Source organism: Streptomyces sp. NBC_01450 (assembly GCF_036227505.1).
Lineage (GTDB): Bacteria > Actinomycetota > Actinomycetes > Streptomycetales > Streptomycetaceae > Streptomyces.
In genome coordinates, this window is the sequence record NZ_CP109481.1 from 667,397 (window position 1) to 685,065 (window position 17,669).

Annotated in this window: 8 protein-coding genes and 5 pseudogenes; 3 read left to right on the forward strand and 10 right to left on the reverse strand. The window is 70.5% G+C overall.

From position 1 onward, the window contains the following. Positions 1-32: 32 nt before the first annotated feature. A pseudogene (locus tag OG568_RS61810) lies at positions 33-119 on the forward strand (ATP-binding protein); the annotation flags it as partial. A gap of 78 nt (positions 120-197) precedes the next feature. Here OG568_RS61810 and OG568_RS51440 read toward each other — a convergent pair. From OG568_RS51440 to OG568_RS51470, 7 genes and pseudogenes are all read right to left on the reverse strand, one after another. After that, positions 198-515 (reverse strand): annotated as a pseudogene (locus OG568_RS51440) (DDE-type integrase/transposase/recombinase); the annotation flags it as partial. Positions 516-735: 220 nt separating this feature from the next. Then, positions 736-2,007, reverse strand: coding sequence for a TIGR02679 family protein (locus OG568_RS51445; protein WP_329537010.1), 1,272 nt, complete (start codon positions 2,005-2,007; stop codon positions 736-738). Beyond that, positions 1,997-6,142, reverse strand: a complete 4,146-nt coding sequence (locus OG568_RS51450; RefSeq protein ID WP_329537011.1) for a TIGR02680 family protein — start codon at positions 6,140-6,142, stop codon at positions 1,997-1,999. Before OG568_RS51450 ends, OG568_RS51445 begins: the two co-directional genes overlap by 11 nt. After that, a complete protein-coding gene (locus OG568_RS51455; RefSeq protein WP_329537012.1) occupies positions 6,139-7,596 on the reverse strand; it encodes a TIGR02678 family protein in 1,458 nt (485 codons plus the stop codon). Before OG568_RS51455 ends, OG568_RS51450 begins: the two co-directional genes overlap by 4 nt. A gap of 73 nt (positions 7,597-7,669) precedes the next feature. Beyond that, a complete protein-coding gene (locus OG568_RS51460; RefSeq protein WP_329537013.1) occupies positions 7,670-9,202 on the reverse strand; it encodes a TIGR02677 family protein in 1,533 nt (510 codons plus the stop codon). A gap of 409 nt (positions 9,203-9,611) precedes the next feature. Next, positions 9,612-10,582, reverse strand: a pseudogene (locus OG568_RS51465) (integrase). 125 nt (positions 10,583-10,707) lie between these two features. Further along, a pseudogene (locus OG568_RS51470) lies at positions 10,708-10,859 on the reverse strand (4-hydroxy-2-oxovalerate aldolase); the annotation flags it as partial. 383 nt (positions 10,860-11,242) lie between these two features. On the opposite strand from OG568_RS51470, the gene OG568_RS51475 reads away from it, so the two are divergent. Next, positions 11,243-12,031, forward strand: a complete 789-nt coding sequence (locus tag OG568_RS51475) for a DeoR/GlpR family DNA-binding transcription regulator (RefSeq protein WP_329537014.1) — start codon at positions 11,243-11,245, stop codon at positions 12,029-12,031. Positions 12,032-12,051: 20 nt separating this feature from the next. On the opposite strand, the gene OG568_RS51480 is transcribed toward OG568_RS51475, so the two are convergent. The 3 genes and pseudogenes from OG568_RS51480 to OG568_RS61815 form a co-directional block, all read right to left on the reverse strand. Further along, positions 12,052-12,879: a carbohydrate ABC transporter permease gene (locus OG568_RS51480; protein ID WP_329537015.1), complete on the reverse strand. Its 828-nt coding sequence runs from the start codon at positions 12,877-12,879 to the stop codon at positions 12,052-12,054. Positions 12,880-12,941: 62 nt separating this feature from the next. Further along, positions 12,942-13,121 (reverse strand): hypothetical protein, encoded by a 180-nt coding sequence (locus OG568_RS51485; RefSeq protein WP_329537016.1) that lies wholly within the window; start codon positions 13,119-13,121, stop codon positions 12,942-12,944. A 100-nt stretch (positions 13,122-13,221) separates the two neighbouring features. Continuing rightward, positions 13,222-13,560: pseudogene (locus tag OG568_RS61815) on the reverse strand (extracellular solute-binding protein); the annotation flags it as partial. 1,077 nt (positions 13,561-14,637) lie between these two features. Here OG568_RS61815 and OG568_RS51490 point away from each other — a divergent pair. Next, positions 14,638-17,655: a TIM-barrel domain-containing protein gene (locus OG568_RS51490; RefSeq protein ID WP_329537017.1), complete on the forward strand. Its 3,018-nt coding sequence runs from the start codon at positions 14,638-14,640 to the stop codon at positions 17,653-17,655. Positions 17,656-17,669: the final 14 nt, after the last annotated feature.

Genomic DNA, 17,669 nt, shown 5'->3' on the forward strand with positions numbered 1-17,669 from the left:
CCCCGGCCCTGTCCGAGGAACTGGACAGGCTGATGCGCCGGATGCGCCTGCCCTAAATGCGCAAAGCCGCCCCCGACGTGCTGGCCACCGCCCGCGCGCAACGCTGGGACCCCGCCAAGCGGCGTTGTCACGTTGTTGGGTGCGTGACTGTCTGATGGTGCGTCGGGGTGTGGTGGGTCTGCGGTCCGGGCCCGTGTTCAGCCCGTGGCGGGTCGGCTGGCAGTGCCGGTGATCTGGTCCCAGATGGCGAAGCGGATGGTCATCTCGGCTCGGTGGTCGAAGGCTGTCATCAGGTGGCGGTGGGGCCGGAAGTGGGGCGAGATGCCGCTGAACGCGGACAGGAACCGCTGGACCGCGCCCACACTGCGGAAGCCCTTCATCGCGCGTTCACGCTGCCTGGTGGGCTGGTGGCTGTTCTCGGCCCGGTTGTTCAGCCCCTCGTGCGAGCGGTGCTCGACGGAGGACATGACCTCACGGAGGGCCGCGCCGCAGGAACACTGCTTGTCCGTGACGACCACCCGCGCCACCGCACGCGTCCTCTTCATAGCCCGTCGATGAACAGCCCCACTCCCGGTAGCAGGCTCGGAAACCCTGCGCCGGCGCGTACAGCCATAGCCCGGGAGCGTCCGCTTCCTCGGCCTCGACATCGTCCTCGGCGCCAGGTCCCCGCTCGTCGGTGAACACCGGCCGACACTCCCCTGTGGGCAGATCGAGCCGGCTCCCGGACTCGCCGGGTCAGGTGCGGGTGAGGTCGGACAAGAGTGCGGGCAGGAGGCGTTCCTCCATGACCGTGCTGCCCGACTCCTCGATGGTACGGGCCAGTTCGGGGTCCCAGGGGCTGGCCGCGGGCGGTCCCGCGAGCGGTGTGGACTCGCCCTTGCTGAGTGCCGCCGTGTAGTCGGCGGCGGTCATCCGCCAGGGGCGGGCGCCGTGGCGGGCCACGGCGTCCGCGGTGATGCGCAGGCCGACCCAGTCGAAGTCGGCGCGCCAGTGCAGCCGGGCTCCCGCGCGTACGGCGTCGCCGAGCAATTTGTGGCAGGCGGCGGACGGGACGCCCTCGGTGCAGACGAGGGCCGCGCTCGTGTCCTGGAGTTCGCCGGCCGCGGCACGCAGCACGGCCGGGTTCTCGCAGACGAAGATGGTGCGGGCCGCGGGCACGACGGGGTCGGTGGCGAGCTGGTGGAGCGTGAGCCGGAAGGGGATGCCGAAGTCGGCGGCGTCGCGCAGCCAGTCGCAGACCACGGTGTCGCCCTCGGCCCCGATGTTGAGGACGAGTACCTGGCTGGCGAGGTCGTCGGCGATGGCTCCGGCGCTCTCCCACAGGGCGCGCCGTCCGGCCCGCACGCGCGGGACGTCGCCACCGGTGCGCTGGGCGAGGGCGCGCAGGACGAGCTGTTCGAGTGGGCTGCCGGGAACGAGGGCCTTGGTGTCGCCGGTGGCCCACTCGGCGAGAACCGGAAGCGGCAGGACGCCGGCCGGGTGCACGGGGGGCCGGTCCCGGTCGCCGGGGAGCCTTTCCAGGACGCGTACCGCCGCGTCGAGGAGGGGAGCGTCCCCGCGGCGTACAAGACGGGTGAGGGTGCCGTCAGCGGCGATCCGCTCCAGCCAGGCCGCGAACCATCCCTGCTCTGCGAGTGGGCTGGAGTGGGCGGACTTCATGGCCTGTTCGCGGCGCGCTTCCTCGTCGGCCCGTTCGGCCGGACGGTCACGCAACGGGCCGTGGAGCCGGCCGAGGGTCGTCAGGAGACCGGTGCCGTACCGGTCGTGCAGATACGCGTCCAGGTCGCTCAGGGGTACGGCGAGGCGCTTGGCGGTCTCGGGCCGGTAGCGGCCGGTGATGCCGATGACGGTGCGGCGTTCGGCCTCGCTGGGCCCCGTGAGCCCGATGTCGCCGTCGATCACGCCGCCGGTGCGCTCCAGCCTGCGGCGGGCGGCGGCGAGCAGCCGTGTCCATCCCTCGCCCCGCAACTCCTCGCACTCACGGTGCTCACGCGGCTCAGTCGACAACAGCGGCCCCCTCGGACGTCGGGACGCGCCGGGTGCCGGGCGAGCCGAGGGCGGTGGTGAGATCGCCGGTGTCGTCGGCGAGGAGCCGGTCGCCGTCCCAGACGAGCAGCAGCGCGGAGACGGTGTGGTCGACGGCGGTGTGCGCGAGGTCGTAGTGGGCGGCGGCGGACACGGAGGCGTGGGCGGCCCACAGGTCGTAGCCGGTCATGAACAGGTCGAGGTCGAACTGGGCTGCCAGCGACATGAGTTCGCCGCGCCCCGTGTCGTCCACGCCCGCGAAGGCCTCATCGAGGGCGAGCAGGCGCGGGGCGTGCGGGTCGGCGGAGTTGAGCATGGCGTGCGCGGCGGCGAACAGCGGCAGGTGCAGCGACACGGACTGCTCACCGCCCGACAGCCGGCTGTGCCGGGCGCGAGTGAGCCTCTCCTCGCTCTTGTCGGGGCGTACGAGCTGGAACGCGAACTGCCGCCAGCGCCGGTAGTCGAGGACCTCGGCGAGCAACTCCCGATAGGGCTGGTCGCGGTGGCGGGCGCGGGCGGTCTTGATCTGCGCGGCGAAGTGGGTGCGTACCCGGACGAGACCGTCGGGGCCGAGGCGGGCGGCGTCGGCGTCGAGGAGGCCGCAGACAGCGCGCTGCTCGTCGTCGAGATGGTCTGCGAGCAGCCAGCTCACACCGACCGTCGTCCCCGATGACATGGTGCGCCTGCGCATGTCGGTGTTCATCCGCCTGATCAGGTCACGGGCGTCGACGGTGCGGTCGTGGATCTGCTGGGCGAGCCGCGTGAGCAGGGCGTCCTCCAGGATGCGCTGCTCGGACTCGGAGAGCAGTTCGGCCTGGTCACGGCGGTGTGCCGCGATCTTCTGGGCGAAGGCGGCGACGGGCAGCGGGCCCTCCTCGTCGGCCACGCGTACGAGGATGACCCCGTCGGAGCCGTCCCATTCGGGCCGGTAGTCCTGTCCGGCGGCGGCGAGCTGCGCCTGCAGGTCGTCCAGGGCCTTGGTGAGACGCGTGACGGACTGCTTGAGGCTGGTCTCGGTGGGGGTGAGGTCGCGGGTCGCGGAGAGGATCGCCTCGTGTACGGCGACCACGGCCAACGGGAGTGCTTCGCCTGCCCAGTCGGCCTCCTGGGCGGGCCAGGCGAGGCCGGGCGGACAGCGCAGGATGTCGAGGAGTTCACGGGCGGCGTACGGGCGCAGGCCGCGGGCGGTGTCCTTCTCCTCCGCCGCGGCGACCGACCCGGCCTCGGCCGCGGCCGTACGGCGGGCCTCGGCCGCGGCGGTGCCCGCGATCGCGGTGTGCTGGGCCACACGAGCCGCCTCGGCCTCCCTCACCAGGGCGTCGATTCCGTCCTCGGCCTCCTGCACCTGGCGCATCACCTCCTGCGCCTCGGCCCCGACGGCCTCCTGGAGGGCCTGGAGTCCCGCGGCCTCCTCGGTGTGCCGGCGGCGCGCCGCGCGCTCGGCGTCCAGCGCCGCCTCCTCGTCCTCGGCGGCGGCGGTGAGCCGGTCGGCGCCTGCCTGGGCGGCCTCGGTCTGGCGGGCGTGTTCGCGGCGGCGGGCGGTGAGTTCGCGGACCGCCGTCTCGAAGGCGCGGGTGGCGGTCTCGACGGCGTCGACGCGCTCGATCTCGATGGTGTACTCGGCCGCGGTGCGGCGCAGGGCGCGCTCGGCGACCGAGCAGGTGGCCACCGACTCGTCGTACGAAGCCTGGGACGCGTCGGCGGCGTCGCGGGTGGCGCGCAGTCTCGCTGCGGCCTTGTCGAGTTCGCGCAGGGCCTGCGTGATGCCGGTCGTGCGGGGCAGGGCGGCGCGAGCGGCGGCGTACGCGTCGAGGGCGGCGTCCGCACGGGCCTGTGCGCGCGCCAACTCGTGCAGTTGGGCGGAGAGTTCTGCCAGCAGCTTCTCGCAGGCGGCGATCCGGGCGGCGCGCCGGCGCGCGCGGGCGGTGGCGCCGACGTACTCGGCGTGCTCCTTGGTGTGGGCACCCACCAGGACACCGGCCGCGTACCGGCCGTCTGGACTGATCTGTGGGGTCCCGGTGTCGAGATCGCCGGTGACGGCGACGGAGCGCAGTACAGCGGTGATCCGCGCGGCCGGGATCGCGGCGTTGCCTTCGGGGTCCCCGAGGCCATCGGGGTTCTCGGGTCGCAGGAGATCGGCGAGGCTCGGTCCACTCACCGGGGCACCGGCGCGGAGGTAGCCCTCGCTGTGCCCGGCTGTCACGGGGTTGTCCTCGGTGGTGAGGAGCGCGTCGAGGAGGCCCGACGCCTCCAGGGCAGCTTCCAGGCAGGCGCGCTGATGATCCGTCAGCTCGTCGTCGAAGTCGACGAGTCGCCACAGCGGCACGCCGTCACTGGGCGCCCTCCCCCAGTCTTCGGCCGGGGGGACGCCCATCTCGCTTCGCTCGGCAGTGCGGCCGCGGGCCGGGGGCGGGGCGTCGTCGTGTTCGGCGGCGATCCGGTCGCGTTCGGCCTTGGTCTCGGCGTGCCGACGCTCGACATCGGTGCGCTGAGCGCGCAAGGATGCCATCGTGTCGCGCAGCTCCTGCACGGCGGCAGTGGTGGCCTCGGTGAAGGCGTCGGCGAGTGTGACCGCCTCGGTCTCGCCGGTGAGTTCGAGGGCTTCGGCGAGTCGGTCGGCACCCGCTTCGGCCATGAGCGCGCCGTGTTCCCCCGTCCACTGACCGAGCGCCGTACGGGTCTGTTCGCGGGCGGATTCGAGGGCCGACTCGGCAGCGGTTTCGGCGGTTTCGGCCGCAGCGACCGCCTCCTGCGCGCGGTCGAGTGCGACCCGGGCGAGGTCACGGGTCTGGTCGGCACCGCGTGCCGCCTGCTGGGCGCCGCGCACGACCCGGACGCCCTCGTGGCGGGCGGCGGCCAGCGCGGCGGAACGGTCGGCGATGTGGTCGGGCTCGGCATCGGCCGGCGTCCAGGCGAGGCCGGCTGTGTGGGCGTGGTCGGCGACGGTGGCGGCGTCCCGGGAGACGGCTGCGTCGAGTTCGCCGGCGAGCCGGGCTGCGTGTTCGGCTTCGGCGCGGGCGCGGCCGGTGGCGGCGGTGCGGCGTTCGCGTTCGGCGCTCGCCTGCCGGGCGGCCTGCTCGCAGGTGCGCACCAGGCGTTCCAGGTCGGCCAGTTGCTCGATGGCCTGGTAGGCGGCGGAGGAGCGCAGCTGGTCGAGACGGGCGCGCTGGGCGGCGAGCGCGGCGTCGGCCGACTCGGCGCGCGTCTCGGCGGTGGCCTGCTGTTCACGGGCCGCCGCCAGGTCCGCGGCGGCGGTGCGCAGGGCGGCGGCGCGCTCGGCGGTTTCGGCGCGGCGGGCGGTGAGCCTGTCCGCGGCGGTGCGGGCGTGGACCCGCAGATAGGTGGAGTAGCTCGCGAGGAAGGCGCGGGTGGCGTCGTCGGCGGCGGCCAGCCCCTCAAGGGTGCGCTGCACGGACTCCATGTCGTCGAAGGAGCGGGCCGCCTCGGCGATCAGGTCGTCGTCGAGCGGGCGCAGGCCCGCGGTGAGGGTGTCGGAGAGTTTGGCCGGGTCGAGGTTTTTGGCGAGCTGCGGACGGCGCAACGTGAGGATCAGGGTGAGCAGTTGCTCGTACCGCTCCCGGCCGAGGCCGAACAGGCGCTGGTCGACGGCGGCACGGTAGTCGGCCGTGGAGGCGATCAGTTCGCGTCCGAGCTCGGCGGTTAGCTGCTTCCTCGTCATCGGCCGGTCGTCGTCGGTCAGCAGCGAGAATTCCTCTCCGACGCGGCCTTCGGCGACGAAGTGCCAACGCGCGGGTGTGTCGCGGTGCCGCTGGGCGTGCAGCCCGATACCGCAGGTGACGGCCTCGCCCGTGACACGGTGGGTGAACTCCATCCAGACGTAGCCGAGGGCACTGTCCTGGCCGCGGAAGAGCAGGTTGGACTTCATCGTGCGGTCCTCGGCGGCGAACGGGTTGAGCCGCTTGGGGTCGATGCGGCCGTCGAGGACGAACGGGAAGAGGACTTCCAGGGCTTTGGTCTTGCCGGATCCGTTGGGGCCGCGCAGCACCAGCCAGCCGCCGGCGAAGGAGAACTCCTCGTCCCGGTAGTCCCACAGGTTGATGATCCCGGCACGGGTGGGGACATATCGGGGAGCCGGGGTGGGAGCGGGGGTGCTCACGGAGTCGGGTCCTTGGCGGTGTCGTCGGCGAACAGGCCGGTATGGGCTGGTGCGGTCTGGGCTGGTGGTTGAGCTGCCGTACGGGTCTTCACCCGGGCGGTGACCCCGCGGTAGCGGGCGAGCAGCGGAAGCACGAGGACTCCGCCGTCCACACGGACGATCAGCGACATGGCGGCCAGCAGGGCCAGAGCCTGGCCGAGCAGCCGGTCCGGGTCGCCGCGCAGATCGGCGGCGAAGCCCGCACCGTACTCACCAGTGATCTCCTTGAGCCTGCCGCGCAGCCACGAGTCGGTGACGAAGGGATACCGGGTCTCTCCCCGCTCCTCTCCCGCCTCGTCATGATTCTCATACGGCTCAAGCATCTCGTACGCGGCCCCCGCGTCAGGCTCGTCGGGCGTGGCGAACTCGGCGATCGCCGAGCGCGTAGGGAGGGCGCCGTCGATACGCCGGGCGCGGGCCACGAGGCGTTCGGCGGCGGTGGGCGCGGGCAGCAGTTCGAGGGCGTGTCGTCCGGAACGCTGCACGGCGGCGCTGATCCGGGCCGCAAGGAGCAGCGCGGCCTGCGCAACGGTGCCGCCGCCGGGGAAGCGGATGTCGGACAGTCTGCCGGAGGTGTCGATGAGCGCCACGCCCTCGGCCCGCCGCTCCACCGTCAGCCCGGTCAGGCGCTCCAGGTCCTCGGCGAGGGCGGGGGCCCGCAGCTGGCCCAGGAGTTCGGTGTCGGCGTCGGCGTAGTACGCGACCGGATTCTCCAGCACCAGGCGGCGGGCGCGGCGGGCCTGGTCGCGGCGCTGGGCGGCACGGCCGGCGGACATGCCCAGCGCGCCTGCGGAGTCGAGGAGCGCGGTGACGGAGCTCAGGTGCTGCAGGACGCGGGTCGGGTGGTGGACGGCGAGGAGGATCTCGCGGTCGATGTCGTACAGGGCCTCGGCACGCTCGGGATCGCCGGCCCAGGCAGTGGCAGAGCCGTCGGCGAGGGTGAGCGCGCCGCGTTCGGTGAGCCAGGTGACGGCGTCGACGAAGGCGTCCCGGTCCGGCTTGCGTGCGGTGTCGAGTCCGAGTCCGTCGATGCGTACGGCGTCGGCGGCGACCGCGTCGGCCAGCTCGCCCAGCGCCACCTGCGCGCCGTGGCGGCCCAGGGCCGCGAGGGTGAGGACGAGGTAGGCGTAGCGGCGTCGGTCGAAGGGGCGTCCCGCGCGGGTGAGGGCCGGGCGGGTGGCGTCCAGGCCGTCCTGGGCGCGCTGGAGCCGGGCGGTGTCGGCGGTGGTGACGAGCCGGTAGCCGAGCACCTCCGTCAGATCGGTGCGCAGCTGCCCGGCCCAGCGGCGCACGGTCGCCAGCGCCGCCTTGTCCGGATACCCGGGCGTGACCAGCGGATGCCGCAGTACGAGCCGTACGGCCTTCTGGTAGTCGGCGAGTTCGAGCGGGGAGACACCCTCGGCGACGCGGCTCATGCGGTCCTGCCTTGTCCGTGGGTCGTACCGCCCGTCGTGAGGTCCACAGGCCCCAGGACATCGGGAAGGTCTTTCATACGGTGACCTCCAGGCGCAGTCCGTCGAGGTGGAGGCGGCCGCGCACGGTGTCGACGGTGGTGGAGCCCTCGGCGGGGGTGAGGGTGAGGCGTACCCCGTGGGCGGATCCAGAGGCGGCGGTGACCATGCGGCTGGCGGGGACACGGGCGGCGAGCGCCACGTCCAACAGGGCGAGCAGGGCCCGCGTTTCAGGCTCGTCGAGCGTCCGACCGTAGACGCCGTCCGATGCGAGGGCGTTCGCGGCACTGCGGCGCTCGGCCTGCTCCTTCAGCTGCTCGGCGCGGAGCCGGGCCCGCTGGGCGTCGTTGCGTTCGATGCGGCCGGGGCCGTGCAGGGCGGGGGTGCGGCCGGACTGGACCAGGGTGCGGGCCAGCTCGACCGGTTCGGCCTCCCACCAGGACGTACGCCCAGGGATCTGCTCGGGATCGGCGTACGGGACGGCGATGTGGCGGGGCGCGCCGAGTCCGAAGACCGCCTGGAACAGGGCGTGCGCGTCCTCGTCACTCTCACAGGAGGTGAACCACTGGGCGAGGTGGCGCAGTTGGCTCTCCCGGCTCACCCCGCCCCGGCGCGCCTCGGTGACTCGGCGCAGCAGGGCGAGGACGGAGCGGATCGCGGTGACGGTGGCGTCCTGCAGCCGCTCGGTCTCGCTGTGCTCGCGCTCCGCGAACCAGTGGGCGATGCCGTCCCACCGGTGCCGCCAGTCCGACAGGCGCTCGGCGGGGCTGCGGAAGAGCCGCTCGTCGGCCTCGGCCGCGTACTCGATCATGCGGTCCACACCGGTGGCCGCGGCCTTCTCGACTGCCTCGGCGAGCAGCGGGGCATAGCGCCCGAGTTCGGCGGTGAACTCCCGCATGTGGGCGAGGAGCGTGTCCTTGTGGGCGAGGAACACCTCGGGCCGGGTGTCGTTGGTGCGCGCCAGGTCGCCCAGCATGAGATAGAAACGGGCGGCGCGCTGCGCCATCTCGTTCAGCACGGAGTCGAGACGGCCGAGCTTGCGGTACACCTCCTCCCCGTCGCCCGCGGCGTTGGCCTCGGCCAGCGCGCGCAGGTCGCCGAGGATGTCGGGGAAGACAAGGCGGGAGAGCTGGGCGTCCTCCAGGCTCGCGCCGAGTACGTCCTCCACAGCCCGGTACGCGCGATATCCGGCCTGGGTAAACTGGTACACGTAGTGGCGGTTACGGTATTCGGCCAGGTTCGCGGCGCGCGTCCCGTCGTACGACCTGTCCAGGACCTGCCACTCCGCGAGCGCGTCGAGCAACGGCTGAACACCGGCCAACCCGCCGACGGCGCCCGCGGCGGGATGGTCGACTGCGAGCCGCTCAAGCAGTCCCACCGCGTCCGAAGCGTGCAGCAACACCTGGTAGTTGGCGCGTCCGCGGTCGAAGGCGCGCAGCAGCCACAGGTATTCGTGGCGCTTCTCGGCGGCGGCGAAGTGGAAAAGCCGCAGCCGGTCGTCGAGGGAGAACGCGTCGATGCCGAACGCGCCCTCGTCAACGGGCTTCGGGGCGTCGGACTCGTCACTCACGGATCTGGCGGCTTCCCTTGCTTCGGCTGCTACACGTCCGGCTGGACACCATCGGATCCCAACCAGTCTGCCGCACCCCGACCGGTGCGGGTAAGCCGCCCTCCAGCCGACGCCACCTGTGCTATCGTCCGCCCTTCTCACGCCGCCTGCATCGCGGCGACCGTCTCACGCCCGAACGCGGCCACGTCATCCGATGACCGTCCTGGTCGCGCCCCGTGCCTGGTGACTCGCGAACGGCATCGGATCTTCACCGCGCCTCGAACGGATGCCTCGTGGGCGGCCTAGCCCGGCCGCACGAAGGGCGCTGTCACGTTGGCTGATCGAGTGGGATGATCTTCTGGTTGATCATGCTGGGAGGGGTCGTTCGTGGAGAGCGGGTCTGCGGGTGCCGATACGTCATCCGGCCTGCTCAGGCGGCATGTTGGTACTCGTGCAGGGTTCCGCCGAGCCGGTCTCGTCGGCGGACCTCAAGATGCCCGATCTGCTCTGGCACGTTGATCGGTGCAGGCAGTGGGCGCAGCGGCGCGGCTTGTCCCAGGGTTCGGTGCGGTCGATGGCAGGTGTAGAAGGTCTCGAACTCGCGGAGCGAGTGCAGAAGGTGGCTCTGGTTCCCAGTCAGGGTGCGGTCCGGTAACTCACGTCGGCACGTCTGTATCCAGCGCTCCATGGGGGAGTTCATCCGCGGTATCCGAATGCCGGTGGTGACAACGTTCAGCCCGGCGTCGGTCAGCAGGTCGTCAATAGCGGCCGTGAACTTCGAGTCGCGGTCGCGGATCGAGAACCTGGCCCTGCTGCTTGCGTCCTCGAGGTCCATGAGGAGATTGCGCCCGAGCTGCACGATCCACTCCGCCGTCGGGTGTGCGCCGGCGCCCAGGATCCGCACCCGCCGCGTGGCGTGCTCGATCACCGCGAGGACGTACAGGCGCGCCCCGGTCAGGGTGCGGACCTCGAACAGATCGCAGGCGAGCAGCGCTTCTGCCTGGCTGCGCAGGAAGTCGGCCCAGGTGGTGCTCTGCCGTTCGGGCGCGGGTGGGATGCCGTGCTCGCGGAGGATCTCCCAGACGGTGGAGGCGGCGACCTTGATGCCGAGCGCCGCGAGCTCGCCGTGGATCCGCCGGTAGCCCCACGAGTCATTCTCGCCCGCCAGACGCACGACCAGGGCCCGGATCGACCGGATGGTCGGCGGGCGCCCGCGGCGCTTCGGCACGCAGGCCGCAGCGTGGCGCCGCTTGAGCAGGCCGCGATGCCGGCGCAGGAGCGTGTCCGGGCGGACCAGCAACAGGAGGTGCCGCAGCTGCCCTTCTCTCTAACGCTCATCGGCAACAGGCGCAGGAACGCGAAGGTGTGGGTCACGGCGAGACACCCAAGACGCAGCAGCACGAAGATCATGATGCCGTCGATGCCCTGCACAGATGGAGACAACAGGGTGAAGGGAGGCGCGGCCGGAGATACGGGATCAACGCTTCACCTGGGCGGATGAATGATCGGCACCCGCAGAGGCGTCGTCACGTCCGCTCTCGCGCAGCGAGGTCGAGCGCGACGTCCGTGATCATGTCCTGTCCTCTTGGCCGCCCACCATGCCCCGGCGGCCGACCTCGACAAGGACGGCTCGGGCGTCCAGTCCGTGGCGGACAGCCGCGGTCTCGGCGTGGCGCAGCAAGCAAGGTTCTGCAGGGCGGACCCACCCGAGCAGCAAAAGCGCCGCCCGGCGTCAGGCAGCGCCAAGAAAGCTCAACCGCACCTGACGGCTGGGGTTGTCCCTGTTCCTGTCCGCCAAACTCCGTTAGGGCAAGTCCTGTTCGGTCGTGCGTCGTGCGTGTGGCGGCCGCCACCCAGTGGACAGCGGTTCCGCACTGGTCATTTGATCCGGATGCAGGGCGATCGGGACTCCGGCTGCTCGCCCACACATCACAGTGATGCATGAAATTGCTTGTTTGGCAGTCATAAATTACCCAAAGAAGCCATGTGCTTTCATGGAAGCGCGCACAGCGCGCATCCGGCGCGCTTCAATCGGGCACATCGCTACAGGGGGCTATCAACATGGCGGCACCGCAGGTCAGGTGGAGCGCGCTGCTGGACATGCTGACACGCGACGGCCGGATCGAAGTGGAGGCGGCAGCCACCGCGTTGGGGGCCTCCGCCGCGACGATCCGGCGCGACCTGGACGAACTCGCCCGCCAGCAGATGGTCACCCGCACCCATGGCGGGGCGGTGATCAACGCGATCGCCTACGACCTCCCGCTCCGCTACAAGGCCGCGCGCAACGCGCCCGAGAAGGAACGCATCGCGAACGCGGCGGCCGGTCTGGTCAAGGCCGGGGAGGTGGTGGGACTGAACGGCGGCACGACCACCACCGAGGTGGCCCGGGCGCTGGCCACCCGTGCCGACCTCAGTTCCGGTGGCACGGACACCGCACTCACCGTTGTCACCAACGCTCTGAACATCGCCAACGAGCTGGTCGTACGGCGGCACGTCAAACTTGTCGTGACCGGCGGAGTGGCCCGCCCTGCGTCGTACGAGCTGATAGGGCCGCTGGCCACCGAACTGCTCACGGAGATCGCGCTGGACCATGTCTTCATCGGCGTGGACGCCATCGACGTCACCCACGGTGCGACCGCGCATCACGAGGGCGAGGCCAGCATCAACCGGGCACTGGCCCGGCGCGCCCAGCAGGTCGTCGTGGTCGCCGACTCCTCCAAGCTCGCCCGGCGGGCCTTCGCCCGGATCTGTCCCGTGGAGGACATCGACGTCCTGGTGACGGACAAGGCCGCCAGCGACGCGCTCACGGAGCCGTTCACGGCGGCCGGTGTGGACGTCATCCGAGCCTGACGCCGCGCGTCGTAGCCGACTCATCCCCGGACCCCGCCGGCGGTCAGGCCACTGACGAGGTAGCGCTCCACGAAGACGAACAGGACCACCACCGGCACGATCGTGACGAGCGAGGTGGCGAAAAGGTACTGCAACTGCTCGTGGTAGGAGGTGACGAAGCCGGGGATGGCCCGGGTCAGAGTCATCCGGTTGCTGGAGGAGGTAATGGTGAGCGCGACCACGTACTCGTTCCAGGCGCCGGTGAACGTGTACACCAGGGCGGTCACCACACCGGGCATCGCGAGCGGCAGCGTGACCCGGACCAGCGCACCGAACCGCCCGGCGCCATCGAGATAGGCGGCCTCCTCCAGCTCCTTGGGGATGCTCGCGAAGTACGCGTTGAGGATCCAGACGCAGAACGGCAGGTTGAACGCCGCGTTCACCAGGATCAGTGCCTCGGCGGTGTCGGTCAGGTCGAGGCAGACCATCTCCCGATAGGTGCCGACCAGCAGCGCGGTCGGCGCGAACATCTGGGTGACCAGCACCAGCACCAGGAACGCGCCGCGCCCACGGAAGCGGTGCCGGGCCGTGTAGTACGCGGCGGGCAGCCCGACGGCCAGGGTAAGCAAGGTCGCCGCCGCGGCGACGTACAGGGAGAACAGCAGCGCGTCGGTGACCAGCGGGTCCGTGAGCGACCAGACGTTCTTGAAGTTCGACCACTCCCACCGGGACGGCAGATAGGACGGCGGGGACTTCATCAGCTCCGGGGTCGGCTTGAGCGCCGTCAGCAGCATCTCGACATATGGCGCGAGAAACGCCAGCGCCACCAGCCAGCCGACGGCGGTGAGCACCACTGTGGGCAGCCTCATCGGACGCCTCGACGCCTTCGTTCTTCCCGCAGTCCGCGTTCTCATCGGGACCGAGGTCCGGCTCACGCGGTGTCCTCCCGTCGGCGGACCACGCGCAGATACACCAGCACCACTGCCAGGATCAGCACGAGGTTGACGACGGCCATGGCGGCCGACTCGCCCACCGCCTGGTTGTCGAAGGCGAGTTTGTAGAGACAGGTGGTGGTCGTGTCGGTGTCGAAGCCGGGGCCACCGCGCGTCATCGCCCAGATGATGGGGAACGAGTTGAAGTGAAGGGCAGCTGTTGTAGAAGAACAGCCGCGCGCTGGAGATGAACGGCAGACCGTACTGCGTGCCCCGGTACTCGGCCTCCTCCTTGAACAGCGGCAATAAGTCGGCAAGCACCTGCGGGGAGACGGCGTCCTGTGCCTTGTAGACCAGGTCGTCGCGAGCGAAGTCGGAGAACTTGTTGTAGTTGAGGAGGTCGGGCTCCTGCTTGGTCTGGACGTACGTCTTGACCTTGGAGTCCATCCGCTCCCAGTCGACGACATCGAGGTTCACGCGGTAGCCGGGGTTCGCGGCCTCGAAGTCCTTGATGAGCGCCTTCCAGTAGGGCTGAGTGTCGTCGTCGTATTTTGCCGCGACGAAGCGAATCGTCTTGCCGTCTGAGCCGCTGCCGTCGGAGGCGCTGCCTTGCCGCAGCCGGTGAGGGCCAGAGCCAGGGCAAAGGCCCCGGCGACGCCCATGAGGTGCCGTTTCACGGAGTAGCTCTCCGCATGCAGTGCCTGCACTGTCCTGCTGATACTTACACCTAGCATGCTTATTTGTGCATGAATTCCAGTGCTTTCAATCAACTAGCACCATGATGCTCAATGAATCGCGCATGGCGTCAAGGGCCGCCGGATCACGCATCGGTCACGCCGTGCGCCCAAGGCGGGAAACCGCCACGGAGGCGCTGGAACTACTCGGCCGACCGCGGGGACGGGCGTCGGCGACCGCGGTCGACCGCGGATCTGCGGACCCATGCGGCGGGACCGACGGACTCGACGCTCGTCATCGACTTCCCCGACAAGACCCTGGCCGGCGCGGACCCGCTTCACCACCACCGAACCGGCGCTCACGCGGCTCCAACTCGGCGAGGACCCGGGACGTCCGCAGGCGCCGAGGCGATCCGCAGTGGAGAACCAGCCACCCAAGGTGCGTTCCCAGCCTGACAGTTCACGGCCCCGGACGGGGCCAGGCGTGCAGGATCGCCCATGAGACGGCGCTCAGGAGTCGCGAGTCGGCGGACGCCTGGACGGAGGCGTTCGCGTCGCAGTTCGGGGACCCGGCGTCGAGTGGGTGGCCCTCGGCCGCGCCCCCGGTCGCGAATCTCGTCGTGGTGCACGCGGCCTGGACCCGGACAACCCACACCAACCGACCCGTTCCGACGCCCCAGCCTGACGCCCGTTCACACAGATTTTACCGTTCGATTCGGGCGGTCTCGAGGCTTGCGAGGGTGTCTCACAGGCCCCGTGGCCGTCCGCCACCAGGGACGCAGTCGGCCCCTGAAGCCTCTCTTCGCCCCAACTGGGTCTCCTGCACCGCATATTGACAGGCGGCGCGCCCTGCAAGAGCATGAGCGAAATTGCGCTGAATCTTGCATCTCCAAGCAACATCAAACATCTCTCACGGCACCGCGCATCCTCGTGACCGCACCGAAGCGACACCGCGCAGACCGCGCCCAGCACCACGTATCGCCGTCCATAGGGCAGAGTCCTGTCCGACAGGAGGACCCGAGTGCACGTCCGACTGAGCAGTCCCAGCGGCTTCCTCCTTGTCGCCGCCCTGATCGCCGCTTTCCTGGCCCCCGTCACCGGCCCGGCGGCCCACGCGTCGTCCCGGCCCGGCGCCTCCGCCGCCGGGCCGAAGGTGACCCACAGCGCGAAGGCTGTCACCGTGTCCGTGCCGGCCTCCGCGAGCGCCCCCGGCTACACCCTCGACGTGGCCACCGACGAACTCTCCCTGACCACCCGCCGCGCGGGCAGAACCGTCCTCGCCGCCGCCTCCGGCGACACCGGCGCACTGCGCTTCACCACGTCCGACGGTGCGTGGCAGCATGCCACCGGCATCACCGACTGGAAGTGGAACAACGGCGTCCTCACCCTCACCGCCGACACCACCCTCGCCGGCGCCACGGTCGAGGCCCGCATCACCCCGGAAGCCGACCGCTACCAGCTCGACTGGAACGTCAAGGGCGGCAACCCGACCAGGCTCGGACTCGCCTACGACCTGGCCTCGGCCGGACACTGGTACGGGCATGGCGAGGCCGAGACCCCCCAGGGCGGACCGGGCGTCGACCAGCCCTGGCCGCTGGACAGCGGAGAGGTGGAGCACAGCGACTTCGGACCCGCCTCGTACAACATGATCGATCCCTTCTGGTACACCTCGGCCTCGACCGGACTGCGCGTCGACACCGGCGACACCATGAACGTTTCGATCAACGGCGGCAAAGACGGCCTCGGCCGCTTCACCGTCGACTCTGCCGCGACCTACAAGGCCTCCGTCTTCGTCGAGTCGACGCCGCTGGACGTGTACCGCGACTACATCGGCATCGTGGGCAAGCCCAAGCAGAGCGACGCCACCTACACGCAGTACGAGAAGCCGCTGTGGAACTCCTGGGCGCAGTTCTACACCCACGTCGACCAGCAGAAGCTGCTCGACTACGCCACCGAGCTGCACGACAGGGGACTCCACGGACACACCATCCAGCTGGACGACAAGTGGGAGTCCGAGTACGGCAATCTCACCTTCGACTCCACCACTTTCCCCGACCCCAAGGGCCTCTCGGAGAAGATCCACGCCATGGGGTTCGACTTCGGGATCTGGGTCACCCTGTGGATCAACCTGGACTCCGACAACTACCGGTACGCCGCCGATCACGGCTATCTGCTGAGGGACGCCTCCGACACCACCAAACCGTGCCAGGTGACCTGGTGGAACGGCACCGCCGGGATCATCGACCTCGCCAACCCGGACGCCAAGGCCTGGTACGAGGGAAATCTCAGGAAACTGATGGCCGCCTACGGCATCGACGGCCTGAAGTTCGACACCCGCTTCTTCGACGAGAAGTGCGCCCCGCGCGACGGGTACCGGGCCACCGATTACCAGAAGCTCGGCACCGAACTGGCCGACGAGTTCGACCTGCAGGGTGCCGGCATCCGGGTCCACTGGAGCTCCACCGCCCATCAGGCCGGCTTCGTCACCCGGCAGGTCGACAAGGGCACCGGCTGGGACTCGCTGCGGGCATCGGTCGGCCAGAACCTGGCGATCTCCACCATCGGCTACCCCTTCGTGGAGTCCGACATGATCGGCGGCTCCGGCGGGCAGGCCGCACCGAGCAAGGACGTCCTGATCCGGTGGGCCCAGTCGGCCTCGCTGATGCCGCTGATGTACTCCTCCACCTCGCCGGTGGAGACCAATGACGTCACCACCGGCCAGAAGGTGACGTACGACCAGCAGACCATCGACCTGTACGCGGCGGCGATCAAGGCGCACGAACGGCTGGCCCCGTACATCTGGGACCAGGTGCAGGCGACGCTGAAGACCGGCGACCCGATCATGCGCCCGCTGTTCTTCGACTTCCCGAAGGACCAGGCGAGTTACACGGTCGACGACGAGTGGATGCTCGGCCCGGCCGTCCTGGCCGCGCCCAAGCTCGGCTCCGGCGCGACCCGTACGGTGTACCTGCCGTCGGGCAACTGGTTCGACGTCAACCAGGGCACGCTCATCCACGGCCCCGCGACGCTCAAGGGCTATGCGGCGCCGCTCGGGGTGACCCCCGCGTTCGTCAAGCTCGGCGCCAAGGGCGCCCTCAAGGCGATCCGGGCGCTGAAGCGGGACGGCGTACCTGCCGCGTCCGTGCTGATCGGCCCCGACGCCCCCGGTACCGGCTCCGGTAAGCCCTTCACGGTGACCACCACCGCCACCAACTGGGGCACCGGCACCATCAGCGGCGTCCGCACGGCCCTGACCATGCCCGACGGCTGGACCGCGAAGGCCACCACCGCGGCGACCGCACGTTCCCTCAGGCCCGGGGCCGCGTACACCACCAACTGGACCGTCACCCCGGCCGCCGACGCCGTATGGGGCAGCCATGACCTCACTGGCACGGTGACGTACAGGACATCCGCCGGGAAGACCGTCACCGTCGACGACACCGTCCAGGCGACGGTGGAGGCGACTCCGGGCGGTGTCCAGGATCCGTACCGCACGACGCAGACCACCGACGCCCAGTACGCGCAGTCTGGCGACCAGTTCGCCATCTGGGCGGCCGGACAGGACCTGTCCGGCTGGAAGGACGAGAAGGGCGCGGTCTATCTGACCGACGCCGCCGGTCAACAGTCCACCGTGCAAACCCAGTTGGTCTCCCAGACCGGCGAGAGTCCGGCGGGAAAGGCCGGGATCGCGATCGCCGACGACCTCACGGATCCGTCGAAGGGCGGCTACGCGGTGCTGGCCATGACCAGGAGTTACGGGCTGGAGTTCATGACCGACAGCAACGGCGACGGCGTCCTCGACACCTGGGCGGGCGGCGGCTCCACCTACCATCCGACCCACCTGAAGCTGGTCCGTGACGGCACCACCTACACCGCGTACGCCAGCAAGGACGGCGAGACCTGGACGACGGTCGGCACCGCACAGGTCCCGTCCGCGGCCGGCGCCGAGGACGCAGGGCTGGTCGCCAGCGCGGTCAACGCCAACTACCCCGGCGACAGGAGCGAGGCCGTCTTCAAGGGATTCTCCATCACCTCCTGAACTGAGAGGGCCCT